Consider the following 14689-nt stretch of genomic DNA (forward strand, 5'->3'; position numbering starts at 1 on the left):
GGAAGTGGTCGGTTTATTTAAGGACAGCCCGTTTTTTAAAATGATCCAACGATCAATCATCTGAAATTAGATAAGATTCTGAGGTTATTTCTTTATTTTTGCAGCAAATTAGTCACATGCAAAATTATTTAGAATTCAATTTTAAGATTTCTCCCCTTCAGCCATGGAACGAAATATTAATGGCAGAACTTATTGAAATAGGTTTCGACAGTTTTACAGAAGAAATTGATGGGATTTTAGGATATATTCAGACCGAATTATTTAATGAAGAAGCGCTGAATGCATTACCTCTTTTTCAGAATGAAGAAGTGAAGATCGAATATACTTTCGAAGAAATGCCCAATATCAACTGGAACGAAGAATGGGAAAAGAATTTCGAACCTATTAATATTGATGATAAAGTTCTGATCCGTGCAGAATTCCATGAATCTGTTCCCGGAATGCATGAAATTATCATTCAGCCAAAAATGTCTTTTGGAACCGGACATCACCCGACAACACATTTGATGATTCAGCAGATGATGGATATCGATTGTAAAGATAAAAAAGTACTGGATATGGGTTGCGGAACTTCGGTATTGGCAATTTATGCAAAACAGATCGGAGCCGGAGATACAAAAGCCATTGATATCGACGAGTGGTCGGTCGAAAACTCAAAAGAAAACGCAGCCAGAAATAATGTGGAATTAGACATTGAACAGGGAACTGCAGACCATTTAGGCAAAGAAAATTACGATATTATTTTAGCCAATATCAACAGAAATATTCTTATTTCTGATATTCCGACCTATGTTTCCGTACTGAATAACGGTGGAAAATTATTGCTTTCAGGATTGTGTTTCTTCGATGTTGATGATATTTTGGAGGTTTGTAATGAAAATAACTTAACGCTTACCAAAAAACTTCAACGTGAAGAATGGGTAAGTTTATTGCTTGAAAAATAAAAAACACTGAAAATAGTGATATGAAAACTTTATTTACGGTTTTATTTTTATTCATTGTCCAGATTTTTTCTGCTCAGGAAGAAGAAATAGAATATGCAAACGGGATTTTTAACTTTCAAGAAAATAAAACGCAAAAAATATTCACAGACGGGACGAGAATTCGACAATCTCCTAACGTAAATGCTCAGATTTTAGATTCGCTGCAAACCAATCAGCTGGTTTTAATTCTTAAACAAGATGAAACGATTCTGAAATTAGGGGAAAGAAGAGCCAATTGGTATAAAATCTCTTATCAGAAAGATGATAAAACCTCTGAAGGATATGTGTGGGGAGGAAATCTTTGTGTAGGATACCGAAATAAAAATGGTTATGATTTTCTTTTTGGGTTAACGAAAACGATCAATAAAAAAGATAAACAATATCCTGAAATCAATATTCAGCAAAATATTGCTTCTGTAAAAGTAGTGGAAGGAAATACCTTACTCGATGAAGTTTCTTTTGAGACCGGTTCTGCAGAAAGCTTGAGTTATGGAACGTTTACTATAGAAAGCAATCATAAACTGCAAAACGTAGAACTCACTTTAAAAGCGATGGTATCCGGTGAAGCATGTGGAATCGCAAGCTATGATCAATATGTTTTATTCAAGGATAAAAAACTGATTACTCTGCCGCAACTGATGAACGTTGGAGATGCCGATATTTACTATCACTCCGAAGAATTTGTTTTTCCGAATGATAAAGGCGGAATTCCGAATGCATTTATCTTTAAAATGGAGGAAATGGAAAAAGATGATCATGATCGGGAAAAAAAGAAAAAAGCGTCGAAAATCTATCTTTGGGACGGAAATTCTTACAAGCTGAAATAATATATACTATACATCTTAAAACCACTGTATGCTTACGGTGGTTTTTGCTTGGGTATTTTGTTTGCCACGAATGCACGGATTTTTTATTTCCCGCAGATCGCGCAGATTTTCACAGATGTTGATGTTAATTTTTTATTGGTTAATCTTCGTGATCTCTAATCAATAGAGCGGCTTGGTGAGAATTGAAACGGTTAGGTGTCAAAAAAATCGGTGGGGCTTCGTGTTCAATATTTAAAGTGTAAGGAAAAGAAGGATCAGTATCAAAACTTTGGGAGAAATTGTTTAGATGTATTTTTTGCCACGAATGCACGAATATTTTTATTTCCCACAGATCGCAGATTTTCAGATGCTGCTGTTTCTGTTGGTTTTTCGCAGAGACGCAAAGATTTTTTTTAATACTTGATGTTTTTAAGGCGCAAGGATTTTATCACAGATAAAATTGAGGGCAGTATATTATGGCCACGAATGCACGAATATTTTTATTTCCCACAAATCGCAGATTTTCAGATGCTGCTGTTTCTGTTGGTTTTTCGCAGAGACGCAAAGATTTTTTTTAATACTTGATGTTTTTAAGGCGCAAGGATTTTATCAAAGATAAAATTGAGGGCAGTATATTATGGCCACGAATGCACGAATTTTTTTATATCCCACAGATCGCGCAGATGATATCGTTGTTTTTCTTTGTTTAAGCTTTGCGGTCTTTTATCAGTAGAACGGTTTGGTGAGACTTAAAACAGGAGTTGTCAAAAAAAATGGGTTGGCTTAAAGTACAAGGAAAAGAATCTGCGAGAGCAAAAAAATTCATCTTACATTCTCTAAACTTTTTGCCTAGTCCCCAACTTTTGTACTTGATCCATCAAATGTAGTAATACATGGGGCTAATATAAAAACAAAAAACTCACAACAGAAGTTGTGAGTTTAAGTGAGCGCGAAAGGATTCGAACCTTTGACCGTCTGCTTAGAAGGCAGATGCTCTATCCAGCTGAGCTACGCACCCTAAAATTGGTCGGGGCGGCAGGATTCGAACCTGCGACCTCCTGGTCCCAAACCAGGCGCGATGACCGGACTACGCTACGCCCCGATTGAGGTCATCTTTTTAACAAGAATTACCTTGTTTTTTGTGGTGGCAAATATATAATGTTTTTTTGAATTGTGAAAGGAAAATAGAAAATAAATTTAATTAATTTTAAGATTCTACTTCTGCGGTTAATTCACATCATTAATAACCATTAAGTTAGCTTTAGAAAAAAAATAAAAAAAAAGAGTTATGAATTTTTTTATTACGCATTGTGAACGTATTGTCAACCCAATGCTTGTCACAATGGGCTTTTGCAACAGACTACGAAGTTCCTGATTGATTTATTTCATATGCAATATAAAAATCGAGGACAAGAAAACCACGAATACCGAGGATTTGGAAAATTTCTTTATTTTTTTGAAAGTTTGTAGTGTTAACAACAATATTTCTTTCGAACTGAACCAAGTGCTCTATTTTGGCGTCCCGGAATATCATTTCTTCCCTTCTTTAGTGCCAATGGGAATAAGTGGTTATCTTTATTTAATGCGAAAATTAATGTAACGGAGAGGGCGTGATGATCAGAGTATTTTTTAATTAATTAAAGTTTCAATAGCGAATATGCAAAATTCTCATCTGTAAGGGGATAGGTTTTTGAGTGATCGTGAAATAGAGTTCAGTGCAGTGTAGGGCGGAGAACGATTTGTATTTTTTAGCTTTAAGAATACTATATTTGCGAAATGAAACGATTAATGCTTGTGTGCTTACTTTATCCAGTCTTTGTGTTTTCTCAAACCAGTGGAAAAGTAATAAAAATTTCAGATGGCGATACGATTACTGTATTATTAAAAGGGAATCAACAAAAAAAACTAAGACTTGCTGAGGTAGATTGTCCTGAAAAAGGGCAGCCATTTGGGAAAAATGCTAAAGAGTTTACTTCAAAACAGGTTTTTGGAAAAACAATTAGTTTTATTGAAACCAGTACAGATCGTTATGGACGTTCTATCGCTAAAGTTTATTATGATAACAATAAATACCTTTCCAAAGAGCTGATCAAAGCGGGGATGGGATGGTGGTATTTTTCCTATTCGAAAGATGCTTCGTTAGGAAAATTACAGGCGAAAGCCCAGCATAACAAAAAAGGACTATGGCAGGATATTCATGCGGTGGCTCCCTGGGAATATAGAAAAATGAAGCGGGAGGAATCCAGAAACAAAAAGTATAATGCTCTCTCCACTCAAATAAGCATAACAGGGTTGTCTGCAGATTCTCTGACTGCTTATCTTAATTGAATAGATCAATGGAATAGATCCAGCGGATTTCATCAAAAGACGATTACATGATATAAACCTGAATCTTACCATTGAAGCTGGTTCCCAATAATTCTTCTGCGGTATAAAACGGGAGAAGTAGTGAAATACGTATGGTTGGATCATTTAGAGCCTGTTTAAAATTTTACCGTTTTATTTATTGTCCTTAATGAAGTTGATCTTTGCTCCATTTTGATGCTCTTTTGAGCGTATTTTTCACATCCTATTTTTGATTTAGCCCGCTAAATCTGCAAACACGAAGCAAAAAATCCATCTCAAAATAGCTATAAAAATTTTTGGCAATAAAATTTAAACAGCCTCTTAAATAATTTTTATTTTTGCATTCTTTTTCTAGAATTGAAGTTCGTTATTTTTGAAAATTTATCTGTAAATCTCTGATTAGTAGGATTGCGACAATTTTTGAAATAATGTTGAAATCATTTTGCCGTGAAGTCTTAAGGTAATATATTGCAAACCCAAATTCATTTCTAAATCCTAATGCTCCCAACAAAACACCTATTTTTCTGGTGATTACCACTGATATTTTATTACCAAACTTAAATTTCTTATGTTGTTTGCCTTTATAGATACAGACCACATCCGGCTCGTGAAGAGAATAAACTTTAGATTTTGAATCTCTTTTCTGCGCCAATACACGCACAAATAAATCAAAAAATATCTGGTAAACAGAGGTTTCACCGAGATGCCTTTGGAGTTTCCGAACCAATCTACCAGCAATGGTTTTTACTTTTCTGTCTGCTCTTAGGGCTTTACCTTTATTTTTTGGATGATTCCCAAACCGCTGATCCACGCTCAATTTTTTAAGAGTTCGGGTGTAAGTCTGGCGTAAAGTAATACTTTCTTTTTTAGAAATATCTAGGCATTTTTTTATGATCTTTTTATGCGACTTACTGTCCGTTGGAAATGTAATATTTTTTCCCTGAACGGTTGTGTCCACACTTACATACGGATCATCACTATCTTTTCCGTTAATCCGAATACTCTCTTTAAAGATCAACTCTATTCTTGGTTCCCCAATTCTCTTACGAAAATGAGTCAAATCCCTCGAAGCACATGTACTTGATCCTGATAAACTTGAAGATTTTATGGTGCAAAATGAAGAAGTCCATTTCCTTCTTGCTATTCCGATATCAAAGTCTGAGTTTGAATTATTGAATCAAAAGGGTGGATTAGTATTAAAATTTGGGGAGAAATTGTTTAGATGTATTTTTTTTGCCACGAATGCACCAATATTTTTATTTCCCAAAGATAGCATAGATTTTCACAGATGATATCGTTGATTTTCTTTGCTTAACCTTCCGGGTCTTTTATGTGTAGAACGGCTTGGTGATACTTAAAACGGGAGTTGTCAAGAAACTTGGGCTGGCTTCGTGTTCAATATGTAAAGTGTAAGGAAAAGAATCTGCATCATTCGCAAAATCTGCGAGAGCAAAAAATTTCATCTTACATGATCTAAACTTTTTTGCTTAGTCCCCAACTTTTGCGCTTGATCCCAAAAAGGTTCCGATGCTTTAGTTTATTTAAGGAATATAAACAAAAAAACTCACAACTTCTGTTGTGAGTTTTAAGTGAGCGCGAAAGGATTCGAACCTTTGACCGTCTGCTTAGAAGGCAGATGCTCTATCCAGCTGAGCTACGCACCCATTGTGTGTTTTGATTCTCGCTTGTTATTATAATAAATAAAAGCTATTGTGTCGGGGCGGCAGGATTCGAACCTGCGACCTCCTGGTCCCAAACCAGGCGCGATGACCGGACTACGCTACGCCCCGAATATATTGTTTAGTAAAGAAAAAGCGGAGGGTAAGGGATTCGAACCCTTGCGACACTTTCGCGTCGACAGTTTAGCAAACTGCTCCATTAACCACTCTGGCAACCCTCCTGTTTATCTTATTTTTTAATGATCGTTGTTCCGTTATTGCGAGTGCAAATATAGAACAGATTTCTTTATTTACCAAATATTTTTCAAGAAAATTTTGCGTATTTTTGAGCTAATAAATGATTAAAAAAATACACCCATGCGTAAGACATTATATATCATCGGATTAAGTACTTTTGTTTTTTCATGTACTTCTCAACAAAATGTAAAAAAAAGTTCATACAAGCCGAAGACCCTGGTATCACAGGCTAAAACTCCGGTGAAACCTCAGGCAACGGAAAAACCAAAAGCACAAATTACATCTGATCACGGAGTGGAATTTTTTACTACCAATATTGCAGATCCAACGAAAAATGATAATACTGTAAGTTATGGCTCTATCGTTTCAGCAAAACCTGCAGGATATAAAGTGGTAAAAACCTATTTTCCGGCAATCGCACAGAATTTTAGACAAAAATATCTGATTCTTCATTATACTGCTCTACCGGACGATAAGTCGGTCACGGTTCTTACCCAGCAGAATGTAAGTGCTCATTATCTTGTAAATAATATGGGAGACAATGAAATTTATCAGTTGGTAGACGAAAACAAACGATCTTACCATGCAGGCGTGAGCTCTTGGAGAAATGATAAAAATCTTAATGACACTTCAATTGGGATTGAAATCGTTAATGCAGGATACACTTCGGATGCAACGGGTAAAAAAGTGTTTGCAACTTTTGATGATGCTCAGGTGAAAAAAGTGGCGGCTTTGGCTAAAGATATTATTACGAGATATCAGATTCCGGCAACCAACGTGTTGGCGCATTCAGATATTGCACCAACCAGAAAACAGGATCCGGGACCCATGTTCCCTTGGAAAAAACTGTATGATGAATATCAAATCGGGATGTGGTACGATCAGGCGGCTAAGCAGAATTACTACGATCTGGCAACGTCAACAGATTTTCAGACAAAATATATCGATCCTACATTTATCTACAGTGTGCAGACTCAATTGCAAAAATTCGGATACGGACTCGATTTAAGCGGGAAATGGGACGATGCAACAAAGAAAACCATTGAGGCTTTTCAGTATCATTTCCGACCTCAGAATTATGATGGAATTATGGATGCCGAAACATGGTCCATATTACAAGCCTTGAATCTAAAATATTCTACAAAATAAATAGTTTTAAAGCGCATCGTAAGATGCGTTTTTGCTATCTTTAGGCCACAAAAAAAATTAACATTATCTGTAATGGAAAATTTCAGAAAAGAGAGTGATTTATTAGGTGAACTGGATGTTCCTGTAAATGCATATTATGGAGTTCAGACACAAAGAGCGATCAATAATTTCAAGATCTCGGGGCAGCTTTTGTCTTCGTATCCTGACTTTATCAAAGGATTGGCTTTTGTGAAAAAAGCGGCAGCGAAAACCAATTATGAATTAGGTTTGCTTGATGAAAATTTGTATTTCAAAATCGCTGAAGCTTGTGAAGAAATTATCGAAGGTAAATTTCATGAGGAATTTCCTGTTGATATGATTCAGGGAGGAGCGGGAACTTCAATCAACATGAATGCCAATGAAGTTATCGCCAATATTGTATTAGAAAAATTAGGTAAAAATAAAGGAGAGTATGAATTTTGTTCTCCTAACGATCATATCAACCTTTCACAGTCCACCAACGATGCGTATCCTACTGCTATTAAAATGGGATTGCTGCACATGAATGTTGGACTGGTTCAGAGATTGGAAAGTATTGTGCAGGCATTTCGAGCAAAAGGAAACGAATTTCAGGATGTTATCAAAATGGGAAGAACGCAGCTTCAGGATGCGGTTCCCATGACTTTAGGCCAGGAATTTGAAGCATTTGCGGCTACGCTGGAGGAAGATATTTCTAAATTAAACAGTAATGCCGATCTTTTTGTAGAAGTGAATATGGGGGCTACCGCAATCGGGACAGGACTGAATGCTCCGGTAGGATATGCCGCGCTTTGTGCTAAAAACCTGGCTCAGCTTACCGGTTTTCCGGTTATTTCCGCACCCAATTTAGTAGAAGCAACACCTGATACGGGTTCTTACGTCATCTATTCTTCTGCGATGAAGCGTCTTGCCGTGAAATTATCGAAGATTTGTAATGACCTAAGATTACTTTCTTCAGGGCCAAGAGCGGGACTTTTTGAAATCAATTTACCTCCAATGCAGCCGGGATCTTCCATTATGCCGGGAAAAGTAAACCCTGTGATTCCGGAAGTGGTGAATCAGGTGTGTTTTAAAGTGATCGGAAATGATTTAACGGTTACTTTTGCTGCCGAAGCCGGGCAATTACAGCTGAATGTAATGGAACCTGTTCTTTCACACGCGATCATGGAAAATATAAACTTCCTTTGTAATGCCCTCGACACCCTTCGCGATAAATGTGTGGTTGGAATTACGGCTAACAAAGAGGTTTGTTTACATATGGTGAAACACAGCATCGGGATTGTTACGGCGCTTAATCCGTACATCGGTTATAAACAATCTACGGCGATTGCTAAAGAGGCTTTGGCAACGGGAACAAGTGTTTATAATTTAGTGTTGGAAAAAGGAATTCTTTCTCAGGAAAAACTTGATGAGATTCTGGATCCGAAAAATATGTTGAAACCACATAGTAAATAATATTCTGTGAGTAAAATCAAAAAAACAGTTCAGGCACTTCAAAATATTGCACAGGAACCCAGTTTGCTGAATTTGGTACTGAACGACAAAGAAGTCAGAAAAAAAGAATTTCTTAAAAAATATCCGCATTTAGAAACCCTTCCTCAGATCAGTTTATTGGATTTGAATAAAGATTTTGATGAATCCATTGATATCTGCTTTTTGGACGGAGCTTCTCTGCCGACAGATTTAGCACTGCTTAAAATTTTGGCGAAAGGTAAGAACAGTTATTTTGAAATCGGAACCTGGAGAGGAGAGAGCGTTTGGAACGTTGCAAAAGTAATTGATGACTGTACCACGCTTAATCTTTCAAAAGAGGAGATTGTTGCCTTGGGCATCGATAAAAAATATGCAGAACTTCACGGAATTGTTTCAAAAAAAAATCAGGATATTCTTCATTTGGAAGGAAATTCAAAGGTTTTTGATTTCAGAGGTTTGGATAAAAAATATGACCTTATTTTCATCGATGGCGATCATTCTTACGAAATGGTAAAAAATGATACGGAAAAGGTTTTTGGCAATTTAATTCATGAAAATTCTATCGTTGTATGGCATGATTACGCTTTTAATCCTGAAAAAATACGATACGAAGTTTTTCAGGGAATTTTAGATGGTATGCCGAGTAATTTTCATGAAAATTTGTATCACGTTCAAAATTCTTTGTGTGCGGTTTTCATGAAAGGAAATTTTAAAACGAAAAAATTTCAGAGTTTAAATGAACCTGAATTTTTATTTGAAGTTAACTTGAAAATTAAAAAGTGAGATTTTTAATCATAATTCCTGCCCATAACGAGGAGGATCATCTGCCGTTTACTTTAGAATCTTTAGAGCGTCAAAGTTGTAAAGATTTTAAAGTGATGGTGGTGAATGATGGTTCTACAGACAAAACAGCTGAGGTTATCAAAGGGTTTACTGACAGAGATTCCCGATTTGAGACCATTAATCTTCAGAAATCAGCGCATCAACCGGGTTCAAAAGTGGTAAATGCGTTCAAAAATGGTTTAAAAACTCAGAATATCAATGATTTTGACGTCATTTGTAAGTTTGATGCCGACATTATTCTCTCTGAAAATTATCTTCAGTCTGTACAAAATGCTTTTCAAAATAATCTGACATACGGTTTGGTTGGCGGATTGCTGTACATTGAAAAAAATGGCGAATGGATATATGAAGGGAATTCCAATAAACACCATGTAAGGGGGCCTATGAAGGCGTACCGAAAGGAATGTTTTGAAGCGATGGGCGGTTTGAGAGAAACCCTGGGCTGGGATAATATAGATTCTATTCTGCTTGAAAATTTAGGCTGGAAAGAAGTTGTTTTGCCTGAACTGCATGTGAAATTGATTAAAGTAAAAGGAGCAGATTACACGGTAAAAGCTTCTGATTATTACGGAAGATATTTCTACTTTTTAGGGTTAAGGAGGTTCTTAGCGTATGTGGCTTCTGCAAAGGAGGGAATGAAAAGCAAATCGGTTTCTTTTTTCTTTCAGATCGTAAAATCATACGAAGAGTGCCGCTCTCAAAAATTAGAATTAAAAATTTCTGAACAGGAAAGAAAAGTAATCAACGGTCAACGCTGGAAAATGCTGAAAAATAAGTGGTTGGGAATGTAATCGTTTATTTCATTTGTGAAAATATCTTATAAGTCCCGAAGGGACGATTTAGAGTTAGGATAGGATGATAATCCTATCATTACAACAACCAACGATGAAAGATGCTGAAAAAGAAATGGCTTAAAATGTAATGATTCGTGCCATTTGTGAAAAATTTGTGTCATTAGTGTTTAGAAATAGAATTGAGAAAAATAGCCTACATAGAAATTGATACCCACGCTGAAATTGCTCAGAGTTTCCTGGACGTAATGAAAGATTCTACGGGATTTTCTGTGGATTATTATTTTTCAAAAAAGATAAAAGATCAGATCGACGATTATAATGAAGATGTGTTTTTATCGGATAGTTCTATGATTTTGGAGCAATTGAAGGTGAAAAAATACGATCTTATTATTGTAGGAACTGTTCATCGATATTTTAATACTTTTCAGACTATCGCGGAAAAATATAATACTAGTTTTATTGTTCATAATATTAATTTTACTACAATTTCAAAATCAGACTTAATTAAAAATATTTTTAAAGAAGATCTTATTTATCGTTTAAAATTATGGTGGAAAGAAGGACTTTTTTATACTTCAAAAACGTATCGAAAAGCTAAAAATCTCTTGGTTTTAGATGAAGAATTGGCATCAGTTTCATGTCAATTTCTGCCTATTTTTTATACAAAAAACGATGCTTTCACGGAAAATAAAGTTCTGACGGTTGTTATTCCTGGCGGAGTTTCGCAGAAAAGAAGAGATTATTATTCTATTTTTAGTAAGATTAAGGAATTAGAAAATAGCATTAAAGAAGGAAAATCAGAGATTAAGTTACTGCAATTTGTCTTTTTAGGAAAGGCGTCAGGAAATGAACTTACGGAGCTTATTAATTTGGAAGGTAGCGTAGAATATATTTCAATTCAATACTTTTCCGAGCGGGTTTCGCCTGAGGGTTTTGAGGGTTGGATGCAGAAAGCGGATGTTTTATGGTGCCCGATTCAGGAGGAAACAACCTTTTTTAGTCAAAAGGAAATTTACGGAAAAACAAAGATGACCGGAAATCTTGGAGACGCGATTAAATATGGTAAATCGGCTGTTTTTCCTGCGAATTATTCATCAAAATTGGATTTCATTATTCCTGAGCAAAAAGATATTCTGGAACAATTCCGAATAGTAAAGCAAGCGTCTTTTGATTTCCAGAAGAATTATAACAAAAAGAAGGTTCAGCAGGAGTTAGAAAACGTGCTGAATCGTCTGATTTTTACTTAAATTTCAATACACTTTTAATGAATTTCATATTCAGGTAATCCTCAATCGGAAATACTTTGGTAAAATAATTTCCAATATAGATCAGAATTAAAACAACTGATGGTTTGTAGATCAGATTGATGAAATTATTGCTGAATGTCGGAAGAACAATCGCCACGGTGATTGCCAAAGTACAGATAATCGACACGAAGATCATTTCAATCGTCAAAGGTGAAACTTTAAACATAAAGTAATTGAAAGCGATTTTAATGACGTTATAAGTCGTTAATGAAATGGCTGTAGACAAGGCAATTCCGATCAGTTTCAGGTCTGTATTTTTAATGAAATAATAGTTGAGCCCAATTGTTAATCCAGCCAATAAAAGCATCACCACAATATTGAATCTGTAGTATTTTGAAAGCGAAATGATATTTCCATTGAATCCTGTTGCAAGGTCGATCAGTACGGCAGAGCCCCAAATCCAGACTACAGGTTCGTATTCTCTCAGCATCACCCCATTTTTAGGCATAAACTGAGTCAGAAAAGGGAATCCGACCATAATACATGAGAAAAGAACCGCTCCTAAAAAATATAAGGTTAAAGACGTTTTTTTATGAAATCTGTCCAGTTCTTCCATATCACCGTCAGCTAACGTTTTGCTGATAATAGGTGCGGAAATATTGAATAATCCTAATTGTGGAATTGAGATCAAAGAGATTAAAGCATATAGAACGGCATAGATTCCATTCTCTTCCATTCCCAAGAATTCACCAATCATAAAGCTGTTGATCGCTAAGTAATTTCCAAATGTTCCTAAAAATCCAAAGAAACTGTAATTGAAAAATTCTTTCCAGAAACCATCTTTCTTGAAATACTCTGTACTGAAGTCTAACTGAATTTTTTCAAGCTTATTCGTGTAATAAATGTATCCGAAAAGCATTAATGAAAACATTCCGAAGAAAAAAGCAAATGCGAGTTGTTGAGACAAAGCAAAATAAAAGAACAAACAAAATGCTCCAAGATTCGCAATTTTAGGAAAAAGATTATCGAAAATATTGGAAACTACAATTCTTTTATAATTGGAGGTGTATTTATTGAAAATAGCACAGAATGATAAAATTAAAATTAAGGGTAAAATCAGTTCCTTGATCTTCCAGGCTTCCAGATTTTTAAATTTCGGAAAGAAATAAGGAAGAATAAAAAATACGACAGTAAAAACAACAAAATTAATTAAAATAGCGATTAAAGAAAGCGAAAGCATATTCTGCTTTTTACCATCCTGATCTACTTTATGGAAAAATTTCACATTGGAGTAGGAGATCCCTAAAACCACAAAAGGTACCAGCATTTCTGCCGTAGGCAGGATGTAACGTAGTTTTCCGTAAAATTCAAAGTCATTCGGGAAAATAAAAATCGCCGAAATGGTACCCAACAAAAAGCCAATATAACCGATGATGGAATATTTGAATCCTTGTCTTGCAACTACGCTCATATTTTAGTTTTAATTGTTATTTAGGTATAAAAATAATGTTGTTTATATACTCGGTTTTGTTTTTTTCGTCGTTTATGTTTTTTATAAGAATTTCTTCTGTTAGTTTTTCAAGCCCGAAAGTATGCCTGTTGAGATATTTTGCATCATATCCCCAGGATTCAACCTCGGAAATCTCATTCCAGATCGGAGTTTCATGGTGTCTTTGTTCCATTTCCACCATTAGGGTCGGCAGAAATTGTTGAATGGTCTTTTTGGCGCCGTTCAGCGTTTTCATTTCATTGCCTTCAACATCTATTTTGATGAAATCCAGCCTGGTGAAATGCTCAATCGCCGCCCAGTCATCCAGTTTGATCACTTTTACTTTTTCGGTATAGCTTTTTTCTTCGCCCTTTTCCTTGTAAGAAGTGTTTAGAGTTCCTCTTGAGGCAATGGCTTTTCCGTTGATAACGGGAACTTTAAATTCCGCTGTCGTATTTTCGTCAGAAAGTGCGAGTGGCAGAACTCTCATCATAGGAAAAAGTCTTTTTAGCCTTCTGTAAAGCTTTTTATTAGGCTCAAAAGCATATATATTATCGCTGGTGAGTTTATTTTCCAGCTGATATAAAAATGTTCCCACATTAGCGCCAATATCAAATATTACCGCATTTTTCGGAAGAAATTCCTTTATCCATACTAATTCCGGCTCTACATTACGTTTGGAAAAATTATCCTTTGTAAGGTGATTTAAGCTCTTAAAATATCTTTTTTTGTAAAAGCTAGGACTGATGTACTGTAGCTTTTCTGCAATTTTTTGGTATAAAGACATCTCTGGAATTTTTTGACGATTCGCAAAGATAATCAAAAATGTTAAACTAATGTTAAAAGAAGGTAAATCTAATGATTTGATTTTCAATAAGAAATCAATTAGTTTGAATTTTTTATCAATTAATTTTTAATGGATGGATCGCGGCTATATGAAAGGAGTATTAAGAAAATCGTTAAATGGTTTCATTAATTTGAAGATTTTAGTTAAATTTTTAATTGTACTTTCATCTAAAACTTCTTCATCTTTCAGATTGTATACAATAATAAAGTTTTTCAGTTTTAAATATTCTGCCATGGGATCTTCTTTTTCAAACCCTTGAGGTACTTTTTTCAGCTTATCTGCCTGATCCAATTCTGGAAAATGTTTCTTGAATTCTTTATTATTTAAAATTTTAATAAAATCATCTCCATATAAAGAAATTTCTTTTCGCACTTCTTTTAAAATAGAAGATTCAGGCATGTAGATTCCTCCGGCAATAAAAGATTTTCCGGGTTCCAAATGAAGATAATATCCACCTTTCTGACTTCCTTTTCCCATCCCCAATGAGGCTCCGAAATTGGTTTTGTAAGGAATTTTATCTTTTGAAAACCGGGTGTCGCGATAAATTCTGAACAATGATTTTTTAGCATCTATTTTTCTCAGTTCTTGATCAAAATCAGCCATGTCATGAATAAGATCCTCAAGAAATGAAATGACATTCTGTTGTGATTCCAGATACAGATCTTTATTTTCATTGAACCATTCTCGATTATTATTTTTAGTAAGTTTCTTTAAGAAATCAAAAGTTTTTGGTGATAGGGTAGCGGACATGTTTTTTATTTAAACATCAAAAGTAAAT

13 protein-coding genes and 5 tRNA genes are annotated in these 14689 nt (G+C 35.1%); 8 read left to right on the forward strand and 10 right to left on the reverse strand.

The features are described 5' to 3' along the window. Window positions 1–116 precede the first annotated feature (116 nt). A complete protein-coding gene (prmA, locus tag VUJ46_RS20655; protein WP_326982558.1) occupies window positions 117–944 on the forward strand; it encodes a 50S ribosomal protein L11 methyltransferase in 828 nt (275 codons plus the stop codon). 20 nt (window positions 945–964) lie between these two features. After that, a complete protein-coding gene (locus VUJ46_RS20660; RefSeq protein WP_326982559.1) occupies window positions 965–1810 on the forward strand; it encodes an SH3 domain-containing protein in 846 nt (281 codons plus the stop codon). A gap of 923 nt (window positions 1811–2733) precedes the next feature. Here the strand turns inward: VUJ46_RS20660 and VUJ46_RS20665 are convergent. Both VUJ46_RS20665 and VUJ46_RS20670 read right to left on the reverse strand, forming a co-directional pair. After that, window positions 2734–2807 (reverse strand) — tRNA-Arg (locus VUJ46_RS20665). A gap of 6 nt (window positions 2808–2813) precedes the next feature. Beyond that, window positions 2814–2891, reverse strand: a tRNA-Pro gene (locus tag VUJ46_RS20670). Window positions 2892–3607: 716 nt separating this feature from the next. Here VUJ46_RS20670 and VUJ46_RS20675 point away from each other — a divergent pair. Continuing rightward, a complete protein-coding gene (locus VUJ46_RS20675; RefSeq protein ID WP_326982560.1) occupies window positions 3608–4117 on the forward strand; it encodes a thermonuclease family protein in 510 nt (169 codons plus the stop codon). 385 nt (window positions 4118–4502) lie between these two features. Here VUJ46_RS20675 and VUJ46_RS20680 read toward each other — a convergent pair whose 3' ends face one another. The 5 genes from VUJ46_RS20680 to VUJ46_RS20700 all read right to left on the reverse strand — a co-directional run bounded on the left by VUJ46_RS20680 (window position 4503) and on the right by VUJ46_RS20700 (window position 6035). Further along, complete coding sequence (locus VUJ46_RS20680; RefSeq protein WP_326982561.1) at window positions 4503–5195, reverse strand: hypothetical protein; 693 nt, start codon at window positions 5193–5195, stop codon at window positions 4503–4505. Window positions 5196–5463: 268 nt separating this feature from the next. Beyond that, complete coding sequence (locus tag VUJ46_RS20685) at window positions 5464–5598, reverse strand: hypothetical protein (protein ID WP_326981114.1); 135 nt, start codon at window positions 5596–5598, stop codon at window positions 5464–5466. 127 nt (window positions 5599–5725) lie between these two features. Beyond that, window positions 5726–5799 (reverse strand) — tRNA-Arg (locus VUJ46_RS20690). 51 nt (window positions 5800–5850) lie between these two features. After that, a tRNA-Pro gene (locus VUJ46_RS20695) sits at window positions 5851–5925 on the reverse strand. A 25-nt stretch (window positions 5926–5950) separates the two neighbouring features. Then, window positions 5951–6035 (reverse strand) — tRNA-Ser (locus VUJ46_RS20700). Between the two features lie 136 nt (window positions 6036–6171). Here VUJ46_RS20700 and VUJ46_RS20705 point away from each other — a divergent pair. The 5 genes from VUJ46_RS20705 to VUJ46_RS20725 all read left to right on the forward strand — a co-directional run bounded on the left by VUJ46_RS20705 (window position 6172) and on the right by VUJ46_RS20725 (window position 11575). Beyond that, window positions 6172–7200 carry an N-acetylmuramoyl-L-alanine amidase gene (locus tag VUJ46_RS20705; RefSeq protein ID WP_326982562.1) on the forward strand — a complete coding sequence of 343 codons (1029 nt, stop codon included), beginning with the start codon at window positions 6172–6174 and terminating at the stop codon, window positions 7198–7200. Between the two features lie 72 nt (window positions 7201–7272). After that, entirely contained in the window at window positions 7273–8673 is a 1401-nt protein-coding gene (gene aspA, locus VUJ46_RS20710; RefSeq protein ID WP_326982563.1) for an aspartate ammonia-lyase, read from the forward strand. Window positions 8674–8679: 6 nt separating this feature from the next. After that, window positions 8680–9474 (forward strand): class I SAM-dependent methyltransferase, encoded by a 795-nt coding sequence (locus VUJ46_RS20715; protein ID WP_326982564.1) that lies wholly within the window; start codon window positions 8680–8682, stop codon window positions 9472–9474. Continuing rightward, on the forward strand, window positions 9471–10325 hold the full coding sequence (locus VUJ46_RS20720) for a glycosyltransferase (protein ID WP_326982565.1): 855 nt from the start codon (window positions 9471–9473) through the stop codon (window positions 10323–10325). Before VUJ46_RS20715 ends, VUJ46_RS20720 begins: the two co-directional genes overlap by 4 nt. A 182-nt stretch (window positions 10326–10507) precedes the next feature. After that, window positions 10508–11575 (forward strand): hypothetical protein, encoded by a 1068-nt coding sequence (locus VUJ46_RS20725; protein ID WP_326982566.1) that lies wholly within the window; start codon window positions 10508–10510, stop codon window positions 11573–11575. On the opposite strand, the gene VUJ46_RS20730 is transcribed toward VUJ46_RS20725, so the two are convergent. From VUJ46_RS20730 to VUJ46_RS20740, 3 genes are all read right to left on the reverse strand, one after another. Then, window positions 11568–13046: a lipopolysaccharide biosynthesis protein gene (locus tag VUJ46_RS20730; RefSeq protein WP_326982567.1), complete on the reverse strand. Its 1479-nt coding sequence runs from the start codon at window positions 13044–13046 to the stop codon at window positions 11568–11570. The two genes, VUJ46_RS20725 and VUJ46_RS20730, sit on opposite strands and share 8 nt — an antisense overlap. A gap of 16 nt (window positions 13047–13062) precedes the next feature. Then, the gene (locus VUJ46_RS20735; RefSeq protein ID WP_326982568.1) at window positions 13063–13851 is read right to left on the reverse strand and encodes an FkbM family methyltransferase; all 789 of its coding nucleotides are present in this window, start codon (window positions 13849–13851) and stop codon (window positions 13063–13065) included. Between the two features lie 144 nt (window positions 13852–13995). Next, on the reverse strand, window positions 13996–14661 hold the full coding sequence (locus VUJ46_RS20740) for a DUF2461 domain-containing protein (RefSeq protein WP_326982569.1): 666 nt from the start codon (window positions 14659–14661) through the stop codon (window positions 13996–13998). Window positions 14662–14689: the final 28 nt, after the last annotated feature.

The sequence above is a fragment of the Chryseobacterium sp. MYb264 genome, assembly GCF_035974275.1.
Lineage (GTDB): Bacteria > Bacteroidota > Bacteroidia > Flavobacteriales > Weeksellaceae > Chryseobacterium.

What these genes read in the sequence shown, in the direction of transcription:
- prmA (WP_326982558.1), top strand. Translation starts at nt 117, where the DNA reads ATGCAAAATTATTTAGAATTCAATTTTAAGATTTCTCCCCTTCAGCCA.
- VUJ46_RS20660 (WP_326982559.1), top strand. Translation starts at nt 965, where the DNA reads ATGAAAACTTTATTTACGGTTTTATTTTTATTCATTGTCCAGATTTTT.
- VUJ46_RS20685 (WP_326981114.1), bottom strand. Translation starts at nt 5,598, where the DNA reads ATGAAATTTTTTGCTCTCGCAGATTTTGCGAATGATGCAGATTCTTTT.
- VUJ46_RS20705 (WP_326982562.1), top strand. Translation starts at nt 6,172, where the DNA reads ATGCGTAAGACATTATATATCATCGGATTAAGTACTTTTGTTTTTTCA.
- aspA (WP_326982563.1), top strand. Translation starts at nt 7,273, where the DNA reads ATGGAAAATTTCAGAAAAGAGAGTGATTTATTAGGTGAACTGGATGTT.
- VUJ46_RS20730 (WP_326982567.1), bottom strand. Translation starts at nt 13,046, where the DNA reads ATGAGCGTAGTTGCAAGACAAGGATTCAAATATTCCATCATCGGTTAT.
- VUJ46_RS20735 (WP_326982568.1), bottom strand. Translation starts at nt 13,851, where the DNA reads ATGTCTTTATACCAAAAAATTGCAGAAAAGCTACAGTACATCAGTCCT.
- VUJ46_RS20740 (WP_326982569.1), bottom strand. Translation starts at nt 14,661, where the DNA reads ATGTCCGCTACCCTATCACCAAAAACTTTTGATTTCTTAAAGAAACTT.